13 protein-coding genes and 3 tRNA genes are annotated in these 18,331 nt (G+C 71.9%); 10 read left to right on the top strand and 6 right to left on the bottom strand.

What is annotated here, in order from left to right:
- Complete coding sequence (locus AAW13_RS01335; RefSeq protein WP_046729889.1) at window positions 1–1,644, bottom strand: M4 family metallopeptidase; 1,644 nt, start codon at window positions 1,642–1,644, stop codon at window positions 1–3.
- Between the two features lie 137 nt (window positions 1,645–1,781).
- On the opposite strand from AAW13_RS01335, the gene AAW13_RS01330 reads away from it, so the two are divergent.
- A complete protein-coding gene (locus AAW13_RS01330; RefSeq protein WP_046729890.1) occupies window positions 1,782–2,258 on the top strand; it encodes a gamma-glutamylcyclotransferase family protein in 477 nt (158 codons plus the stop codon).
- A 248-nt stretch (window positions 2,259–2,506) separates the two neighbouring features.
- Complete coding sequence (locus tag AAW13_RS01325; RefSeq protein ID WP_052768567.1) at window positions 2,507–3,784, top strand: AMP-binding protein; 1,278 nt, start codon at window positions 2,507–2,509, stop codon at window positions 3,782–3,784.
- Window positions 3,785–3,792: 8 nt separating this feature from the next.
- Here the strand turns inward: AAW13_RS01325 and AAW13_RS01320 are convergent, their stop codons facing one another.
- Entirely contained in the window at window positions 3,793–4,470 is a 678-nt protein-coding gene (locus AAW13_RS01320; protein WP_046729891.1) for a SanA/YdcF family protein, read from the bottom strand.
- 155 nt (window positions 4,471–4,625) lie between these two features.
- Here AAW13_RS01320 and AAW13_RS01315 point away from each other — a divergent pair, with 155 nt between their 5' ends.
- From AAW13_RS01315 to AAW13_RS01295, 5 genes are all read left to right on the top strand, one after another.
- Window positions 4,626–5,360 carry a sirohydrochlorin chelatase gene (locus AAW13_RS01315; RefSeq protein WP_046729892.1) on the top strand — a complete coding sequence of 245 codons (735 nt, stop codon included), beginning with the start codon at window positions 4,626–4,628 and terminating at the stop codon, window positions 5,358–5,360.
- 305 nt (window positions 5,361–5,665) lie between these two features.
- Entirely contained in the window at window positions 5,666–6,952 is a 1,287-nt protein-coding gene (locus AAW13_RS01310) for a deoxyguanosinetriphosphate triphosphohydrolase (protein ID WP_046729893.1), read from the top strand.
- A 159-nt stretch (window positions 6,953–7,111) separates the two neighbouring features.
- On the top strand, window positions 7,112–8,374 hold the full coding sequence (locus AAW13_RS01305) for an NAD(P)/FAD-dependent oxidoreductase (RefSeq protein ID WP_046729894.1): 1,263 nt from the start codon (window positions 7,112–7,114) through the stop codon (window positions 8,372–8,374).
- 126 nt (window positions 8,375–8,500) lie between these two features.
- Complete coding sequence (gene dnaG, locus AAW13_RS01300; RefSeq protein WP_046729895.1) at window positions 8,501–10,414, top strand: DNA primase; 1,914 nt, start codon at window positions 8,501–8,503, stop codon at window positions 10,412–10,414.
- A gap of 104 nt (window positions 10,415–10,518) precedes the next feature.
- Entirely contained in the window at window positions 10,519–11,841 is a 1,323-nt protein-coding gene (locus AAW13_RS01295; protein ID WP_046729896.1) for an RNA polymerase sigma factor, read from the top strand.
- A gap of 149 nt (window positions 11,842–11,990) precedes the next feature.
- On the opposite strand, the gene AAW13_RS01290 is transcribed toward AAW13_RS01295, so the two are convergent.
- The 4 genes from AAW13_RS01290 to AAW13_RS01275 form a co-directional block, all read right to left on the bottom strand.
- Window positions 11,991–13,919 (bottom strand): ABC transporter ATP-binding protein, encoded by a 1,929-nt coding sequence (locus tag AAW13_RS01290; protein WP_046729897.1) that lies wholly within the window; start codon window positions 13,917–13,919, stop codon window positions 11,991–11,993.
- Complete coding sequence (locus AAW13_RS01285) at window positions 13,919–15,652, bottom strand: ABC transporter ATP-binding protein (protein ID WP_046729898.1); 1,734 nt, start codon at window positions 15,650–15,652, stop codon at window positions 13,919–13,921. The genes AAW13_RS01290 and AAW13_RS01285 overlap by 1 nt, the downstream gene beginning before the upstream one ends.
- 144 nt (window positions 15,653–15,796) lie before the next feature.
- Window positions 15,797–17,254 carry an FGGY family carbohydrate kinase gene (locus AAW13_RS01280; protein WP_046729899.1) on the bottom strand — a complete coding sequence of 486 codons (1,458 nt, stop codon included), beginning with the start codon at window positions 17,252–17,254 and terminating at the stop codon, window positions 15,797–15,799.
- 149 nt (window positions 17,255–17,403) lie between these two features.
- Window positions 17,404–17,706 carry a hypothetical protein gene (locus AAW13_RS01275; RefSeq protein ID WP_046729900.1) on the bottom strand — a complete coding sequence of 101 codons (303 nt, stop codon included), beginning with the start codon at window positions 17,704–17,706 and terminating at the stop codon, window positions 17,404–17,406.
- 132 nt (window positions 17,707–17,838) lie between these two features.
- On the opposite strand from AAW13_RS01275, the gene AAW13_RS01270 reads away from it, so the two are divergent.
- The 3 genes from AAW13_RS01270 to AAW13_RS01260 all read left to right on the top strand — a co-directional run bounded on the left by AAW13_RS01270 (window position 17,839) and on the right by AAW13_RS01260 (window position 18,244).
- Window positions 17,839–17,911, top strand: a tRNA-Asn gene (locus AAW13_RS01270).
- 5 nt (window positions 17,912–17,916) lie between these two features.
- A tRNA-Asn gene (locus AAW13_RS01265) sits at window positions 17,917–17,989 on the top strand.
- A 178-nt stretch (window positions 17,990–18,167) separates the two neighbouring features.
- Window positions 18,168–18,244, top strand: a tRNA-Ile gene (locus AAW13_RS01260).
- The last annotated feature ends 87 nt before the right edge of the window (window positions 18,245–18,331 follow it).

Genomic DNA, 18,331 nt, shown 5'->3' with positions numbered 1-18,331 from the left:
TCAGTTCACGTTCACCGCGCTCCAGGCCGCCGCCACCGCGATGTACTCGGCGCTGCCCGCGCCGTACAGGTCCTTCGCCGCGTTCAGGGTCGCCGTCCGCGCGCCCGCGTAGTTCGTCGAGGAGGTCATGTAGACCGTCAGTGCGCGATACCAGATCGCGCCCAGTTTGTCCCGGCCGATCCCTGTCACCGTCGAGCCGTTGTACGTCGGCGAGTTGTAGCTCACGCCGTTGATGGTCTTCGCGCCGCTGCCCTCCGCGAGGAGATACGCGAAGTGGTTCGCGACACCGGAGGAGTAATGCACGTCCAGGTTCCCGACCGAGGAACTCCAGTAGTCCGCCGAACTCCCGTCCTTCGACGGCTGGTCCATGTACCGCAGTGCCGTCTTGCCGAAGCCGGAGCGGACGATCTTCTCGCCGATCAGGTAGTCGCCCGGGTCGGCGGAGTTGTTCGCGTACCACTCGACCAGCGTGCCGAGGATGTCGGAGGTGGCCTCGTTCAGGCCGCCGGACTCGCCGGTGTAGGTCAGCGCGGCCGTCTTGGAGGTCACCCCGTGGGTCATCTCGTGGCCCGCCACGTCCAGGGCCACCAGCGGCCCGAAGGTGGTCCCGTCACCGTCGCCGTAGGTCATGCAGAAGCAACTGTCGTCCCAGAAGGCGTTGTTGTAGTTGCTGCCGTAGTGGACGCGGTTGTACGACCCCTTGCCGTCACCGGCGATGCCGTTGCGGCCGTGGACGTTCTTGTAGTAGTCCCAGGTCTCGTTGGTGCCGTACTGGGCGTCGACGGCCGCCGAGGAGCGGTCCGAGGTGGCGCCCGTGCCCCAGTGGTTGTCGGCGTCCGTGAACACCGTGTTGGGCGCCCGGCTGATGCAGATGCCGAAGATGCACAGGTCGGTCTTGTTGGCCGCGTCCCCGGTGAACGTGTTGCCGCGGGTCGGGTCGGTGAGGTTGTACGACGACCCGGACTGCGTCGTCTCCAGCGGGACCGTGCCGCTGTACAGGGACTTGCCGTCGCCGGTCGCCGTCTCGATGCTGTCCCAGGCGTCGATCTGGGCGCCGGTGCGGGCGTCCGTGAGCACGGTGCGGGCGACCGGGTTGCCGAGCGAGTCCTTGCCGACGGCGTCGGTGCGCCAGGCCAGCTTCGGGGTGCCGTGCAGGGCGTCGACGACCAGCTGCGGCTTGGCCTTCACCTGCTTCAGCGTGTCGCCGAGGTTCGCCGCCCGCAGCGCGTTCACCGCGAGGTCGGCGGCCTTCGGCGCGGATATGCCGGGCACGATCGAGGCCAGGGATATCGTGCTCCGGGTGGCCCGGTCGGCGCCGCGGTAGGCGCCGTCCGCCTTCAGGTGGACCACGAAGTCGCCGCCCAGCACCGGGAGCTGACGGTACGTCCGGTCGTAGCGCACGTGCTGGGCGCCGCTCCTGTCGACGATCACGTCCCGGACCGAGGTGCCCTCGGCGGAGGTGAGTCCGAGACCGGCGGCGTGCTGGAGGAGCGCCTCGGCCGCGTGGGCGATCGCGGTGGCCCGGGTCGGTCTGGCGTCGGCGTGGGCGGCGGGGGAGAGCGCGGCGGCCAGCAGGGTCGCGGTGGTGGCGGCGACGCCGGCGGTGGCGAGACGGGAAACGCGGGTGTTCCGGGTCCGGCTCATCAGTCTCCTCGGGGAGTGCCTCGAAGGCGTGGGGGTGGCGCTGATGACGAGACAGATTTAAGGGGCCATGACATGTCATGTCCATAGCGCCTTCATGGAGATGTGTGGGGGACCGGGGTGGGTGCAGAATCCTTCCTGTGACCACCCGTGACCCCCGCCACCTCCCTTTCTTCGTCTACGGCACGCTCCGCCCCGGCCAGCTCAACCACGACGCGTTCCTGCGCGGCCGCACGGAGACGGAGGAACCCGGCCGTCTCGGCGGCACGGTGCTCTACGACGGACCCGGCTACCCCTACGCCGTCGAGGAACCCGGCGCGGCGGACCCGGTCAGCGGCGAGCTCGTCACCGCCCGGCCCGAGGCGTACGCCCGACTCCTCCTGGAGCTCGACGAGTTGGAGGAGTGCGTACCGGGGGATCCGGCCAGCCTGTACGTACGCGTCGAGCGGGACGTCGTACGGCTGCGGGACGGGGCCGCCGTCCGGGCCTGGGTGTACCTCGCCGGGCCCACCGTGACCGAGCGGCTGCGCGCGGACGGCCGGCGCATCGCCGGGGACTGGCTCTCGCACCGCGCGCCGGACGGGCGGCGGACGCCACCGGGCCCGGACGGCCGGTGACCCCGTTGCGGGTGAGCACCCCCGTGGCTCAATCCGTACCGCGTTGGCCGGTCACGCCCCGTTGAGACCGCAAGGGACCGGACTACAGTCGTCCCCTGCCACCGCTGTCCCGCGCCACCGCTGTCCCGCACCACCGCTGTCCCGCACCACCCGCACGGCGTTCGACCCACCGGCCCGGCCCGGGCCCCCGCCGCACCCGGACTCGGCCTCCCCCCACTGGAAATAGCCGGCCAGGAGGTTTCCGAGCCATGCCTCTGCGTCACCTCACCCCTCGCGACCAGCAGCTCTTCTGGCAGTACGGCCGCGGCGCCGACGCATCCGTCCACGAACCGCTCGTCCACCGAGCCGTCGAGCGGCACGCGATCGCCCACCCCCACGCCGTCGCCGCCGAACACCACGGCGCGACCCTCACCTACGGCGAACTCGACCGCTACGCCTCCGTGCTCGCCGGCCGCCTGGTCCGCGAGGGCGTCCGGCCGGGCGACCACGTCGGCCTGTTCGCCCGCCGCTCCATCCCGATGCTGGTCGGCCTGCTCGCCGTCCTCAAGGCGGGCGCCGCCTACGTCCCCCAGGACGCCGGCCGCACCTCCCCGGCCCAGCTCGCCCGCGTCGTCCGCGCCGCCCGCACCCGGGTGGTCCTCACCCAGCAGGAACACGTGCCGCGTCTGCGGCTCCCCGACGGTCACCGCCTGATCGCCCTGGACGACCCCGTGCCGCACCAGGCCGGACCGCTGCCCGTGCCGCCGCCGCACCCCGACGACGGCTGCTGCGTCCGCCCCGCCCCCGGCACCCCGGGTCCCGCCGTCCTGCGGCTCACCCACCGCGACCTCACCGGCCTGCTGCTCACCGAACCCGGCGGCCTCGGCATCCGCCCCGGTGACCGGGTCGCCCAACTCCTTGACCTCGCCGACGAACCGGCCGTCTGGGAGATCCTCGGCTGCCTCACCCGCGGCGCCACCCTGGTCGTCCGGGGCACGGACCCGGCCGCCGCGGCCCGCACCGCGACCGTCCTGATCGTCACCCCGGCCGTACTGGCCGGCCTGGACCGGGCCGCCTGCCCGCGGGTCCGCGCGGTCGCCGTCACGGGGGAGCCCTGCCCGCGCCCGCTCGCCGACCGCTGGTCGCGCCGGGCCGCCCTCTTCCACTGCCGCGGCCCCGCCGGGGCGGCCCTCGTCACCACCATGGGCCGCCACGACCCGGCCGCCGAACACCCCACCGCGGGCCGCCCCGTCCCCGGCACCACGGTGTACGTCCTGGACACCGACCGCCGTCCGCTGCCCATCGGCGAGACGGGGGAGATCTGGGCGGGCGGCGACGGGGTGTCCGCCGGCCGGCCCGGCGACGACGCGCCGGACGGCCGGCGGCACGCCCCCGACCCCTTCCTGGGCGCGGGCCGCACCATGGTCCGCACCGGCGACCTCGGCCGCTGGACCCCCGACGGCCGTCTCGAACACCTCGGCCGCACCGACGACCGGGTCAGCGGGCGCGGTACCGCCGGCCCGGTGAACGGTCTGCGGGTGGCCTGAGGACCGCGTCAGCGGCCGCCGGCCAGCGCACGGGCCACCCCTGGTTCCTTCCGCCCGAGGAACTGGGGGTTCGGCTCGAACACCACGTCCAGCGCCGCCTTGGCCGCCGCGAAGACCTCCCGGGTGCCCCCGTAGTACCAGGTCGCGTCGTGCTTGTCGTCGACCCCGACCCCGTACGACGTCACCCCCGCCGCCTCGCACAGCGCCACCGCACGCCGGATGTGGAACCCCTGGCTGATCAGTACGGCCCGGTCCACCCCGAAGATCTTCTTCGCCCGGACACAGGAGTCCCAGGTGTCGAAGCCCGCGTAGTCGGTGACGACGCGCCCGCCGGGGACGCCGTGCCGGGTGAGGTAGGCACGCATCGCGTCCGGCTCGTCGTAGTCCTCGCGGCTGTTGTCACCGGTGACGAGGACCACCCTGACACGGCCCGCCCGGTACAGCGTCGCCGCCGCGTCCAGCCGGTGGGCGAGGTACGGCGACGGCTCGCCGTCCCACAGACCCGCGCCGAACACCACGGCCACGTCGGTGCGCGGCACGTCCGCCACCGTCCGCAGCCGGTCCGCCGTGGACACGTACAGCCAGGTGGCGGGCAGCAGCGCCAGCACACAGCCGGCCACCACCCCCTGTACCAGCCGCCGCCGGCCGGCGCGGGTGCGCGGCAGACGCGGTCGCCGGAGCTTCATACGGGTCTTCCCCCCCTGTCGGCCTCGATGATGGAGGACGCGGGCCGGGGCGTTCCGGTTCGCTCACACCGCGCGACTCCGCACCGTGAAGCGCCGGAAAACAGTCGTGACGGTCAGGCAACGGCCGCGCAATCTCCTCCGGTGAGGATTTTCCTATGACGGTGACCGACCTTTCCCCGCGCCCCGGCCCGCCCGCCCTGGTCCTGGTGGCCCACGGCAGCCGCGACCCGCGCGCGCTCGACACGGTACGGGCGCTCCAGGACCGGGTGCGGGCACTGCGCCCCGGGCTGCCCGTGCACCTCGGTCACATCGAACTGAACGAACCGCTGCTCCAGGACACCCTCGCCGCGCTCGGAGAGACCGAGGCCGTCCTCGTCCCGCTCCTCCTAGGCCGTGGCTACCACGTCAAGCGGGACATCCCGGAGGCGGCGGCCGCCGCCTGCGCCCGCACACGCGTCGCCGCCCCGCTGGGCCCGCACCCCCTCCTGGCCGACACGCTGCGGGCCCGCCTGCTGGAGGCGGGCTGGCGCCCGAGGCCCGCGAGCGCGGTGGTTCTGGCGGCGGCGGGTTCCCGTGACCCCGACGCCAGGGTCGACACCAGCCGCATGGCTGGCCTGCTCGCCGCCCGCCTGGGTGTCCCGGTCCTGCCGGCCTACGCCTCGGCTGCGGCCCCGACGGTCCCGGAGGCGATCGCCGCCCTGCGGGCGAGGGGCCGCCGCCACATCGCCGTCGCCTCCTACTTCACGGCCCCCGGCCGCTTCGCCACCGAGTGCGCGGCACCCGCCCCGTGGATCGCCTCGGCACCTCTGGGAGCCCACGACGCGATGGCCGCCCTGATCCTCCACCGGTACGAGCGGGCACTGGGAACGCCGGAGACCGTGGCCGCCTAGGGGTGCGTGGACCGCTGCGGGTGCGTGGACTGCTGCGGGTGCGTGGACTGCTGCGGGTGCGTGGACGCTGCCGGTGTGTGGGTGGCTGCGGGTGCGATGTGGCTGATCGCGCAGTTCCCCGCGCCCCCAAGAAGGCGGGTCCACCGGGCCGCCCCGAAAGGGGCGCGGGGAACTGCGCGATCAGCCCCCACCCACCCGCAGCCGCGAACGCACCCCAACCCGGCAGCCGCGAACGCACCCCAACCCGGCAGGCGGGCAGGCGCACCAAACACCCATTTGTCACTACCGCCCCGTACTGTCGAACCATGGCAGTCCCCGCACCCGCACCCGCACCCTCCGCGGCCTACGACCCGGCGTCAGCCGACCGCTGGGCCCCCGAACCCGACAAACGCCCCGGCCGCACCGCCTTCCAGCGTGACCGCGCCCGCATCCTGCACTCCGCCGCCCTCAGAAGGCTCGCCGGCAAGACCCAGGTCGTCACCCCCGGCACCTCCGCCCAGGCATGGGACGCCAGCCCCCGCACCCGCCTCACCCACTCCCTGGAATGCGCCCAGGTCGGCCGCGAACTGGGCGCCGCCCTCGGCTGCGACCCCGACCTGGTGGAGGCCGCGTGCCTCTCCCACGACCTCGGCCACCCCCCGTTCGGGCACAACGGCGAGCAGGCGCTGAACGAGTTCGCCGACGACTGCGGCGGCTTCGAGGGCAACGCCCAGTCCCTGCGGCTGCTCACCCGCATCGAGCCCAAACGGTTCACCCCCGAGGGCTCCGTCGGCCTCAACCTGACCCGTGCCGCCCTGGACGCCGCCACCAAGTACCCGTGGCCGCGCGGCGCGCACCCCACCGACCCGGCCTCCCCGAAGTTCGGCGTGTACGAGGACGACCGGCCGGTCTTCGACTGGGTCCGCAAGGAGGCCCCCGGCACCCGCACCTGCTTCGAGGCCCAGGTGATGGACTGGTCCGACGACGTCGCCTACTCCGTGCACGACGTCGAGGACGGCCTGCACGCCGGCCACATCGACCCCGACTGGCTGTACGCGGAGGCCGAACGGCAGGAGGTCTTCGCCGTCGCCGTAGGCAGATACGTGCCCGCCGGCACCGACCCCGCCGAACTCGCCGCCGCCCTCGACCGGCTCCAGGGCGAGGAGTGGTGGCCGCACGGCTACGACGGCACGGCGGTCGCCCAGGCCCGCCTCAAGGACGCCACCAGCCAGCTCATCGGCCGGTTCTGCCTGGCCGCGGAGAGCGCCACGCGGGAGCGGTACGGCACCGGCCGGCTCACCCGCTACGGCGCCGAACTCGTCGTACCGCGCGCGGCCCGGATGGAGTGCGCGGTGCTGAAGTCGATCGCCCACCGGTACGTCATGCAGCGCGCCGAGCAGGAGCGGATCCGTGCCGAGCAGCGGATCATCGTGGCGGAGCTCGCCGAGGCGCTCACCGCCCGCGCGCCCGAGGGCCTCGACCCGCAGTTCCGGGCGCTGTTCGACACGGCCGGTGACGACCACGCCCGCAAGCGTGTGATCGTCGATCAGATCGCCTCGCTCACCGACGCCTCCGCGCGGTCGTTGCATGCGAGGCTGACGGGGCGTATGTGAAGAATTGCTGACACTCCGTGGCCCGGCCGGGCCCTGGGCAGGGCAGGATCGGGGCACCGAAGGTCACCCCCTCTTCCCGCATCACGCTGCGTGCGGGAGGCTCACAGTGCGGCGCATGTGGGCGGCATATGTGGCGGCACCCTTACGAGGAGGCTTCAAGTGGTCGACGCGGACCAGACATTCGTCATCGTCGGTGGCGGACTCGCCGGAGCGAAGGCGGCCGAGACCCTCCGGGCCGAGGGTTTCAGCGGCCGGGTGATACTGATCTGCGACGAACGCGACCACCCGTACGAGCGGCCGCCGCTCTCCAAGGGGTACCTGCTCGGCAAGGAGGAACGCGACAGCGTCTTCGTCCACGAGCCCGCCTGGTACGCGCAGAACGACGTCGAACTGCACCTCGGCCAGACCGTGGACCGCGTCGACCGCGCCGCGAAGACCGTCCGCTTCGGTGACGACGGCACCCTGGTGCGCTACGACAAACTGCTGCTCGCCACCGGTGCGGAGCCCCGCCGCCTGGACATCCCCGGCACCGACCTGGCCGGCGTCCACCACCTGCGCCGCCTCGCGCACGCCGAGCGCCTCAAGGGCGTCCTCGGGGCGCTCGGCCGGGACAACGGGCACCTCGTGATCGCGGGCGCCGGCTGGATCGGCCTGGAGATCGCGGCGGCGGCGCGGACGTACGGCGCCGAGGTCACCGTCATCGAGCACGGACCGACCCCGCTGCACGGCGTGCTCGGCCCCGAGCTGGGCAACGTCTTCGCCGAGCTGCACCGGGAGCACGGCGTCCGGTTCCACTTCGGGGTGCGCCTCACCGAGATCATCGGCCAGGACGGCATGGTCCTCGCCGCCCGCACCGACGACGGCGAGGAGCACCCGGCGCACGACGTCCTGGCGGCGATCGGCGCGGCGCCCCGGGTGGGTCTCGCCGAGGCGGCGGGCCTGGAGATCGCCGACCGGGCGCACGGCGGCGGCATCGTGGTCGACGCCCGGCTGCGCACGTCCGACCCGGACATCTACGCGGCCGGCGACGTGGCCTCCTTCCCGCACGCCCTGTTCGACACCAGGCTCCGCGTGGAGCACTGGGCCAACGCGCTCAACGGCGGCCCGGCGGCGGCGCGGTCGATGCTCGGGCGGGACGCGGTGTACGACCGGGTGCCGTACTTCTTCACCGACCAGTACGACCTCGGCATGGAGTACAGCGGCTGGGCGCCGCCCGGTTCGTACGACCAGGTCGTCATCCGGGGTGACGCGGGGAAGCGGGAGTTCATCGCGTTCTGGGCGAAGGAGGGGCGGGTGCTGGCCGGGATGAACGTGAACGTGTGGGATGTCACAGAGCCGATCCAGAGGCTGATCCGCTCCGGGGCGCCGGTGGATCTCGACGCGCTGGCCGACCCCCATGTGGCGCTGGATTCGCTCGCCTAGCCGGGTGCCGGGTTCCGCCGGGCCGCGGGCGCGGGTGGCGCGTGGTCACCCGCGCGGTTCCCCGCGCCACTGACGGGGCGCCGCACGTGCCTCAGTGATGTCGGACCGTCCCCGTAGAATTCATCCGTGGCCGGACGGATCAATGACGAGGATGTGAAGGCGGTACGGGACGCGGTCCCGATCGACGCCGTCGTGTCCGAGTACCTCCAGCTGCGCAACGCGGGCGGCGGGAACCTGAAGGGCCTGTGCCCGTTCCACGACGAGAAGTCGCCGTCCTTCCAGGTCAGCCCGAGCAAGGGACTCTTCCACTGCTTCGGCTGCCAGGAGGGCGGCGACACCCTCACCTTCGTGATGAAGGTCGATCACCTCTCCTTCTCGGAGGCGGTCGAGCGGCTGGCCGCCCAGGCCGGCATCACCCTGCGCTACGAGGAGGGCGGGTACAACCCGGCCCACCAGCGCGGCGAGCGGATCCGGCTGGTCGAGGCGCACAAGATCGCCGCCGTCTGGTACGCCGAGCAGCTCGCCACCAGCCCCGAGGCCGAGACCGGCCGGGTCTTCCTCGCCGAGCGCGGCTTCGACCAGGCCGCGGCCGTGCACTTCGGCGTCGGCTACAGCCCCCAGGGCTGGGACCACCTCACCCGCTATCTGCGCGGCCAGGGCTTCACCGACAAGGAACTCCTGCTGTCGGGGCTCTCGCAGGAGGGCCGGCGCGGTCCGATCGACCGGTTCCGCGGCCGTCTCATGTGGCCCATCCGGGACATCGGCGGCGAGGTCGTCGGCTTCGGCGCCCGCAAGCTCTACGAGAGCGACAACGGCCCCAAGTACCTCAACACGCCCGACACCGCGATCTACAAGAAGTCCCAGGTCCTGTACGGCATCGACCTCGCCAAGCAGCAGATCGCCAAGTCCAGCCGGGCGGTGGTCGTCGAGGGCTACACGGACGTCATGGCCTGCCACCTGGCCGGGGTGACCACCGCCATCGCCACCTGCGGCACGGCCTTCGGCGGCGACCACATCAAGATCCTGCGCCGGCTCCTGATGGACAACGGCAGCGCCCGGGTGATCTTCACCTTCGACGGCGACGCGGCCGGCCAGAAGGCTGCCCTGCGCGCCTTCGAGGACGACCAGAAGTTCGCCGCGGAGACGTACATCGCGATCGCCCCCGACGGCATGGACCCCTGCGAGCTGCGGCTCGCCAAGGGCGACGAGGCGGTGGCCGACCTGGCCGAACCCCGCACCCCGCTCTTCGAGTTCGCGCTCCGGCAGGTGGTGAACCGGTACGACCTGGACACCCCGGCCGGGCGCGCCGCGGCCCTCGACGAGGCCGCCCCGATCGTCGCCCGGATCAAGAACAGCGGCGCCCAGCACGAGGTCGCCGTCGAACTGGCCGGCATGCTCGGCATCCTCGACACCCAGTTCGTGGTCAAGCGGGTGGCCCAGCTGGCCCGTTGGGCCCGGGAGAAGGGCGGCCGCGGCGGCCCCGGCCCCGGCCCCGCCCGCGGCCCGCAGCAGGCGTCGTACGACACCGCCGCGCGCCCCGCCGCCCCCGGCCCCGCCCTCAACCTCCGCAACGCCGTCTACGCCACCGAGCGCGAGCTGCTGAAACTCGCCCTACAGCGCCCGGAGCTGGTCTCCCCGGCGTTCGACGCGTACGGCATCGACGAGTTCACCGCGGCGCCCTACGCGGCCGTACGCCAGGCCATCATGGAGGCGGGCGGCGCCGCACAGGGCCTCCACGACCCCCAGGAGTACCTGGTGCGGGTGCGGGAGATCGCCCCCGACGACACCGTGCGCGCCATGGTCACCGAACTCGCCGTCGAGGCGATCATGCGCCGCACCGTCGACGAGAACTACGCCGGCGAACAACTCGTGACCGTCCGCCGCCGCGCCGTCGACCGCCGCATCCACGAGATCCAGATCACCCTCACCCGCCTCGGCAGCGGCGGTGACCCGGCCCAACTCGCCGCCGTGCAGAACGAGTTGTGGGTGCTCCAGCAGTACGGACAGGCGTTGCGCGAGCACGGCCCCGCCGCCCTCTGAGGCGAGCCCTCCCGGCGGGGTGACCGCGCGGTCACGGACCGGACGCAAAAAGTCACCGCACGCCCCTCGTGGCGGCGATGTGTCTTACCCCACACTGGGGTGCGGTGCCTGAGTCCTCGGAGCGCGGCCGGCCCGTCCCGGACGGGTCCCACACCCCCGCCGTTCCCCTCGTCGCTCACGGGACGGACAGCGGCGAGGCCGTCGTCTCCGCCCCCGAAGTACCGCTGCCGCACCCCCTGGCAGCGATCATCCTGGAGGTCGCCCCCGTGCAGACCCAGACCCTGACCCAGACGGACAGCAGCACGCTCACGGACGGGCCGGAAGCCGATACCGACGTCTACGCCGGCGTTCCGCCGCAGAGCCGGGTCGCGCTCCACCCGGAGACGGAGACGGAGCCCGGTCCCGCCGCCGAGCCGGAGGGACCGCCCCCGGAGGAGCTCACGGCCGACGCCGGCGAGGCGGACGCCGAGCCCGAACCCGCGGAACCGCCCCCCGCCGCCCGCGCCGACACCGGCGGCCCCTCCTCCGACCTGTTCCGCCAGTACCTGCGGGAGATCGGCCGGATCCCGCTGCTCACCGCCGCCGAGGAGGTCGAACTCGCCCGGCGTGTCGAGGCCGGTCTGTTCGCCGAGGAGAGGCTGAGCGGCGCCTCGGACCTGGACAGCGAGCTGGCGCTGGACCTCGACCGGCTGGTGGTGATGGGCCGGATGGCCAAGCGCCGCCTCATCGAGGCGAACCTGCGGCTCGTCGTGTCGGTGGCCAAGCGGTACGTCGGCCGTGGCCTCACCATGCTGGACCTGGTCCAGGAGGGAAACCTCGGCCTCATCCGCGCCGTCGAGAAGTTCGACTACGCCCGCGGCTACAAGTTCTCCACCTACGCCACCTGGTGGATCCGCCAGGCCATGTCCCGCGCGCTGGCCGACCAGGCCCGCACGATACGCGTCCCGGTGCACGTGGTGGAACTGATCAACCGGGTGGTGCGGGTACAGCGCCGGATGCTCCAGGAGCGGGGGTACGAGCCGACACCCGAGGAGGTCGCCGCGCATCTGGAGCTGGCGCCGGAGCGGGTGGGGGAGGTGCTGCGGCTGGCGCAGGAGCCGGTGTCCCTGCACGCGCCGGTCGGCGAGGAGGACGACGTCGCCCTCGGGGACCTCATCGAGGACGGCGACGCGGCGAGTCCCGTGGAGTCGGCGGCGTTCCTGCTGCTGCGGGAGCACCTGGAGGCGGTGCTGTCGACGCTGGGGGAGCGGGAGCGGAAGGTCGTTCAGCTGCGGTACGGGCTGGCCGACGGGCGGCCCCGGACGCTGGAGGAGATCGGGCGGATCTTCGGGGTGACGCGGGAACGGATCCGGCAGATCGAGTCGAAGACGCTCAACAAGCTGCGGGACCACGCGTTCGCGGATCAGCTGAGGGGGTATCTGGACTGACGCCGGGTGCGGGCGCCGCTTCTCTCCAGTCGCGGGCAGCCGTGCCGCCGGGGCGGCACGGGTGGGCGCTGGGGTCCCCCCCCGGCCGAAGGCTGGGGGAGGCACCCCGCGAGCGCCGGTGAGCGTCCCCACCCGTGCCCGACGCCACGTCAGTCCACTTCAGCCACCGCCTGCGCGAACTGGGCCTTGTACAGGCGGGCGTACGCGCCGTCCGCCGCCAGCAGGTCCGTGTGGGCACCCTGTTCGACGATGGAACCGTTCTCCATCACCAGGATGGTGTCCGCGTCCCGGATCGTCGACAACCGGTGTGCGATCACGAACGACGTCCGCCCGTGCGCCAGTTTGGCCATCGCCTTCTGGATCAGGACCTCGGTACGGGTGTCGACCGACGACGTCGCCTCGTCGAGGACCAGGATCGTCGGGTCGGACAGGAACGCCCGCGCGATGGTGATCAGCTGCTTCTCACCGGCGCTGACACCCGTGCCCTCGTCGTCGATCACGGTGTCGTAGCCGTCGGGGAGGGTGCGCACGAACCGGTCCGCGTGGGCCGCCCGCGCCGCCTCCTCGATCTCGCCCCGGGTGACCTCGCGGGAGGCGCCGTACGCGATGTTCTCCGCGATGGTGCCGCCGAACAGCCAGGTGTCCTGGAGCACCATGCCGATGCCGGCCCGGAGTTCGTCCCGGGACATGCGGGTGACGTCGACGCCGTCCAGGGTGATCCGGCCGCCCGAGACGTCGTAGAACCGCATGAGCAGGTTCACCAGGGTGGTCTTGCCGGCCCCGGTCGGGCCGACGATGGCGACCGTGTGCCCGGGTTCGACCGTCAGGGACAGGTCCTCGATGAGCGGCTTCTCGGGGTCGTAGCGGAAGGAGACATGCTCCAGCGCCACCCGCCCGCGCAGCTCCGCGGGACGCTCGCCCGGCACCGGGTCGGCCTCCTGCTCCTCCGCGTCGAGGAGTTCGAAGATCCGCTCCGCCGAAGCGACCCCGGACTGCACCAGGTTGGCCATGGAGGCGACCTGGGTCAGCGGCATCGAGAACTGCCGGGAGTACTGGATGAACGCCTGGACGTCACCGATGGACAGCGCGCCCGACGCGACCCGCAGGCCGCCGACGACCGCCACCAGCACGTAGTTCAGGTTCGACACGAACATCATCAGCGGCTGCATCACACCGCTGTTGAACTGCGCCTTGAACCCGGCCTCGTACAGCGCGTCGTTCTGCTCGGCGAACTGCTGGGCGGACTCGTCCTGCCGGCCGAAGACCTTCACCAGGGTGTGCCCGGTGTACATCTCCTCGACGTGCGCGTTCAGCTTGCCGGTGGAGCGCCACTGCTGCACGAAATGCGGCTGGGAACGCTTGCCGATGCGGGTGGCGACCAGGAAGGACAGCGGCACCGTCGCCAGCGCGACCAGGGCCAGCAGCCAGGACACCCAGAACATCACGGCGAGCACGCCGACGATGGTCAGCACCGAGTTGATGAGCTGGCCCATCGACTGCTGGAGCGTCTGGCCGATGTTGTCGATGTCGTTGGTCGCGCGGGAGAGCACCTCGCCGCGCTGGCGCTTGTCGAAGTAGGACAGCGGAAGCCGGGACAGCTTCCCCTGGACCTCCTCGCGCATCCGGTACATCGTGCGGTTCACGGACCGGTTGACGAGGCGGGTCGCCACCGCCATCAGCAGGCCGGCGACCAGGTACGTACAGAGCGCGATGAGCAGGACGTCGCCGACCTGGCCGAAGTCGATGCCCTTGCCCGGGGTGAAGTCGGTGCTCTTCAGCATGTCGGCGACGGTGCCCTGGCCGCGCTCGCGCATGCCCGCCAGCACCTGGTCCTTGGTGGCGCCGGCGGGCATCTGCTTGCCGATGACACCGGCGAAGACCAGGTCGGTGGCCCTGCCGAGGATCTTGGGGCCGATCACGTTGAGGGCGACGCTCGCGACCACGCAGACCAGCAGCACGTAGATCGTGACGCGTTCGGGTCGGAACCGGGCGACCAGCCGTTTGCCCGAGTTCTTGAAGTCCATCGAGCGCTGGTCGGGGCCGCCCCCGCCCATCATGCGTCCCATGGGCCCGGCCATCAGGCAGCCTCCGCTTCCGTCAGCTGGGAGAGCACGATCTCCCGGTAGGTCTCGTTGTCGGCCATGAGTTCACGGTGGCGGCCGGTGCCGACGACCCGTCCCTCGTCGAGGACGACGATCCGGTCGGCGTCCCTGATGGTCGCCACCCGCTGGGCGACGATGACGACGGTCGCCTCGGCGGTCTCGCGGCCGAGCGCGGCGCGCAGGGCCGCGTCGGTCGCGTAGTCGAGGGCGGAGAAGGAGTCGTCGAAGAGGTAGATCTCCGGGCGCTGCACGAGCGTCCGGGCGATGGCGAGCCGCTGCCGCTGGCCGCCGGAGACGTTCGTACCGCCCTGTGCGATGGGGGCGTTCAGCCCGCCCTCCAGCTTCTCGACGAAGCCCTTGGCCTGCGCCACCTCCAGCGCGTGCCACAGCTCCTCGTCGGTGGCGTCCGGGTTGCCGTAGCGCAGGTTGGTGGCCACGGTCCCCGCGAACAGGTACGGCTTCTGCGGGACCAGGCCGACCGTCCCCGCGAGCAGTTTCGGGTCGAGCTCCGACACGCTCTCCCCGTCCACGAGGACCTGACCCTCCGTGGCGTCGAAGAGGCGGGAGACCAGACCGAGCAGGGTGGACTTGCCGCTGCCGGTGGAGCCGATCACGGCGGTCACCTCGCCGGGCCGGGCGACCAGGTCGACGGCCTTGAGGACCGGCTCCTCGGCACCCGGATAGCAGAAGCCGGCGCCCCGGATCTCCAGGTGGCCGTGCCGGCGCAGTTCGGTGACCGGGGCGAGCGGCGGGACGACGCTGGACTCGGTGTCCAGGACCTCCTCGATGCGCTCGGCGCAGACCTCGGCGCGCGGCACCATCATGAACATGAAGGTGGCCATCATCACGGACATCACGATCTGCATCAGGTAGGCGAGGAACGCGGTCAGGTCACCGATGGCCATCTGGCCGCTGTCGATGCGGTGCGCGCCGAACCAGACCACGGCGATCGACGACACGTTGACCGTCGTCATGACGATCGGGAACATCAGCGCGAGCATGTTGCCGGTGGCCAGCTGCATCTCGGTCAGGTCCTTGTTGGCCTTCCCGAACCGGCCCTGCTCGTACTCGTCGCGGACGAACGCGCGGATCACCCGGTTGCCGGTGATCTGCTCGCGCAGCACCCGGTTCACCGTGTCGAGGCGCACCTGCATCGCCCGGAACAGCGGCCGCAGCCGGCGCACGATCAGGGTCACGGAGACGCCCAGCACGGGTACGACCGCCACCAGTACCCCGGACAGCGGGACGTCCAGGCCGAGGGCGAGCACGATGCCGCCGACGCACATGATGGGCGCGGACACCATCAGCGTGAACGTCATCAGGACCAGCATCTGGACCTGCTGTACGTCGTTCGTCGTACGGGTGATGAGCGAGGGCGCGCCGAAGTGACCCACCTCACGCGAGGAGAAGGACTGCACCCGGTCGAAGACGGCCGCGCGCACGTCCCGGCCGAGCGCCGACGCGGTCCTGGCGCCGTAGTAGACGGCACCGATGTTGCACACCACCTGGGCCAGCGAGATACCGATCATCAGCGCGCCGAAGGACAGGATGTAATCCGTGTCACCCTTCACCACGCCGTTGTCGATGATGTGCGCGTTGAGCGTGGGCAGGTAGAGAGTGGCGCAGGTCTGTAGGAATTGCAGCAGCACCAGGATGGAGATGGGTTTCTTGTAGGGCCTGAGATAGGTCCGCAGAAGTCGTATGAGCACGCTACGTCTCTCGGAGTCGGCGGTGGAGGCGGGGTCGCGCTTGCCCGAACGTGCGGGATCGCTTGCCCTAGGCCCCTATCGTCCGACACTCCACCCGCGTTACCTCAACCGATTAACCCGAGAGCGTAGGTCCGCGCTGCCGGTTCACGCCCGGAACGCCCCCGGATGCGTCTGCTCCCGCACCGACACGTACTGCTGCCGCACCGCCTGCCCGACCGCGAGTTCGTCACCCGGCTCCAGCACCTGGGCCGCCGCGCCCTGCCACACCGGCGGGGTCCGCGGATCCAGCGTGCCCTGCGACACGCCGAGCGCCCAGGCGGCCTGCCGGGCCGCCCCGATCGCCGCGTAGTCCGCCGGCTGCGGTACGACGACCTGCGCGCCGAACAGCATCGGTGCCGCCGCCTGGACGGCGGGCAGTTCGGCGGCCCCGCCGAGCAGGAAGACCCGCCGCACCTCCACTCCGCGGCCGCGCAGCACGTCGAGCGCGTCGGCGAGCCCGCACAGCATCCCCTCGAAGGAGGCCCGCGCCAGGTGCTCGGCCTTCATGGACTCCCGGCGCAGCCCGGCCAGCGTCCCGGCGGTGTGCGGCAGGTTCGGCGTCCGCTCGCCCTCCAGGTACGGCAGCATGACCAGCCCGTGCGACCCGGGCGTCGACTTCATCGCCAGGTCGGACAGGCTCTCCAGGTCGGGCAGCCCGAGCAGTTCGGCGGTGCCGCGCAGGGTCCGGACGGCGTTGAGGGTGGTCACCACCGGCAGGTGCATCCCGGTGGCGTCGGCGAGCGACGTGATCATCCCGGAGGTGTCGGCGAGCGACTCCGGATGCACGGCCATGACCGACCCCGAGGCCCCCAGCGACACGACGGCGTCCCCGAACCCGAGCCCCAGCCCGAACGCGGCGGCCATGGTCTCGCCGGTCCCCGCGGAGATCAGCAGCCCTTCCGGGGTCGTACCGGCCGCGTCGGAGGGACCGATCACCTCGGGCAGCATGGCCTGGTGACCGAGGGCGAGTTCGACGAGGTCGGGCCGGTACCCGCCGGTGGCCGCCGACCAGTACCCGGTCCCGGAGGCACCCCCGCGATCGGTGGTCCTGCGCACCGGCCGGCCCAGCAACTGCCAGACCAGCCAGTCGTGTGCCTGGAGCAGTACGGCGGTACGCCGGGCGTTCTCCGGCTCGCTCTTGGCCAGCCAGCGCAGCTTGGTCACCGGCTGCGCCGCCTGCGGCACACAGCCCACCGCCTGCGCCCAGGCCTCCCGGCCGCCGAGCGCGTCGATCAGGTCGGCCGCCGCGACCTGGGCGCGCTTGTCGCCGCCGACCATGGCCGGGCGCACGGTGTTGCCCTGGGCGTCGAGCGGGACGAGCGCGTTCTGCTGGGCCGACACGCCGATGGCCTGCACGCCCTCCAGGAGACCGCCGCCGGCCGCCTCCCCGAGGGACAGCAGCCAGGCCTGCGGGTCGACGTCACTGGGGCGCCCGGCGCCGCCGTCCGGCGTGTCGAGCGGGTGCGGTGCGTATCCCTGGCGGAGCACCGCACCGGTGTCCGTGTCGCAGACCACGATGCGAGTGAAATCGGGTGAGCTGTCCAACCCGGCGACTATCCCCATGACCGAAATTCTGCCGCACGCTCCGCTGTGGTTCGGCCGACGAGCCACAGCGGGGTGCGGACCGCGGTGCGGGTGCCGGTGCGTCGTGACTGGTCGCGCACTTCCCCGCGCCCCCAGGGGGTGGCAGCACGGCGCGCCGGAAAGTGGGCCTACGTGTTGCTGGTGCCCCAGTCGTCGGATCCGTCGGGGTGGTTGCGTTCACGCAGGGAGCGGACCCGGGCGGTCACCGAGTCGGGCATCCGGTCGCCGACCTTCTCGCTCACCGAGTGGATGGCCTTGCCGGCGTAGACGCGGCCCTGTTGGGCGGCGGTCTCGGCGGTGTTGCGGACGGCCGGGTTCTGGGCGACCTGGCGGGCGGACTTCTTCAGCTGCTCGTAGCGCTCGCGTCCGGCACGCGTGCCGAGCACGTAACCCAGGGCGAGCCCGACGACGAACGTGAGCTTGTAGCGCATGACGGCGACCCTTCCGGTGTTGGGGAGTACCGATTGGCGGAGCACCCCCCTGCTTGCGCTAATGTATGTGTCGCAGCGAGCGCCCGCCCCCTGGCGAATACCCAGGTAGGTACGTTCGATGCAACGAGGCATTCCTCCGTAGCTCAATTGGCAGAGCAGCCGGCTGTTAACCGGCAGGTTACTGGTTCGAGTCCAGTCGGGGGAGCTCGGTCCTCCGTAGCTCAATTGGCAGAGCAGCCGGCTGTTAACCGGCAGGTTACTGGTTCGAGTCCAGTCGGGGGAGCATGCTGAACGAGGACCCCTTGTGGGGTCCTTTTTCATGTCCCCGGGAACCGCCGGGCCTGCGACGATGTCCTCAAGGTCATGAACGTCGCAGTTCGCCGACCATCCGAGGCAGGAGATCGTATGAGCGGCTATGCTGCGGCAGACGGCGCGCACACATGTACGCGACACGCCGCTATGGGGCGGTAGCTCAGCCGGTTAGAGCAGCGGACTCATAATCCGTCGGCCGTGGGTTCGAGTCCCACCCGCCCCACCACTCGCTGTGCGAGAAGAACCGTTCTGACCAAGCACTTTCTTGGTCGGGGCGAGGGTATGAGGGTCCTGGCGACCCTGGCGTGATCAC

The organism is Streptomyces humi (genome assembly GCF_001005085.2).
In the GTDB taxonomy this organism is placed as follows: Bacteria; Actinomycetota; Actinomycetes; order Streptomycetales; family Streptomycetaceae; genus Streptomyces; species Streptomyces humi.
The sequence above is the reverse complement of the archived record's forward strand: the minus strand, read 5'-3'. Positions and strand labels throughout refer to the sequence as shown.

Excerpts from the sequence above, each read along its gene's own strand:
- AAW13_RS01335 (WP_046729889.1), bottom strand. The coding sequence starts at position 1,644 with ATGAGCCGGACCCGGAACACCCGCGTTTCCCGTCTCGCCACCGCCGGC.
- AAW13_RS01325 (WP_052768567.1), top strand. The coding sequence starts at position 2,507 with ATGCCTCTGCGTCACCTCACCCCTCGCGACCAGCAGCTCTTCTGGCAG.
- AAW13_RS01320 (WP_046729891.1), bottom strand. The coding sequence starts at position 4,470 with ATGAAGCTCCGGCGACCGCGTCTGCCGCGCACCCGCGCCGGCCGGCGG.
- AAW13_RS01315 (WP_046729892.1), top strand. The coding sequence starts at position 4,626 with ATGACGGTGACCGACCTTTCCCCGCGCCCCGGCCCGCCCGCCCTGGTC.
- AAW13_RS01310 (WP_046729893.1), top strand. The coding sequence starts at position 5,666 with ATGGCAGTCCCCGCACCCGCACCCGCACCCTCCGCGGCCTACGACCCG.
- AAW13_RS01290 (WP_046729897.1), bottom strand. The coding sequence starts at position 13,919 with ATGGCCGGGCCCATGGGACGCATGATGGGCGGGGGCGGCCCCGACCAG.
- AAW13_RS01280 (WP_046729899.1), bottom strand. The coding sequence starts at position 17,254 with ATGGGGATAGTCGCCGGGTTGGACAGCTCACCCGATTTCACTCGCATC.
- AAW13_RS01275 (WP_046729900.1), bottom strand. The coding sequence starts at position 17,706 with ATGCGCTACAAGCTCACGTTCGTCGTCGGGCTCGCCCTGGGTTACGTG.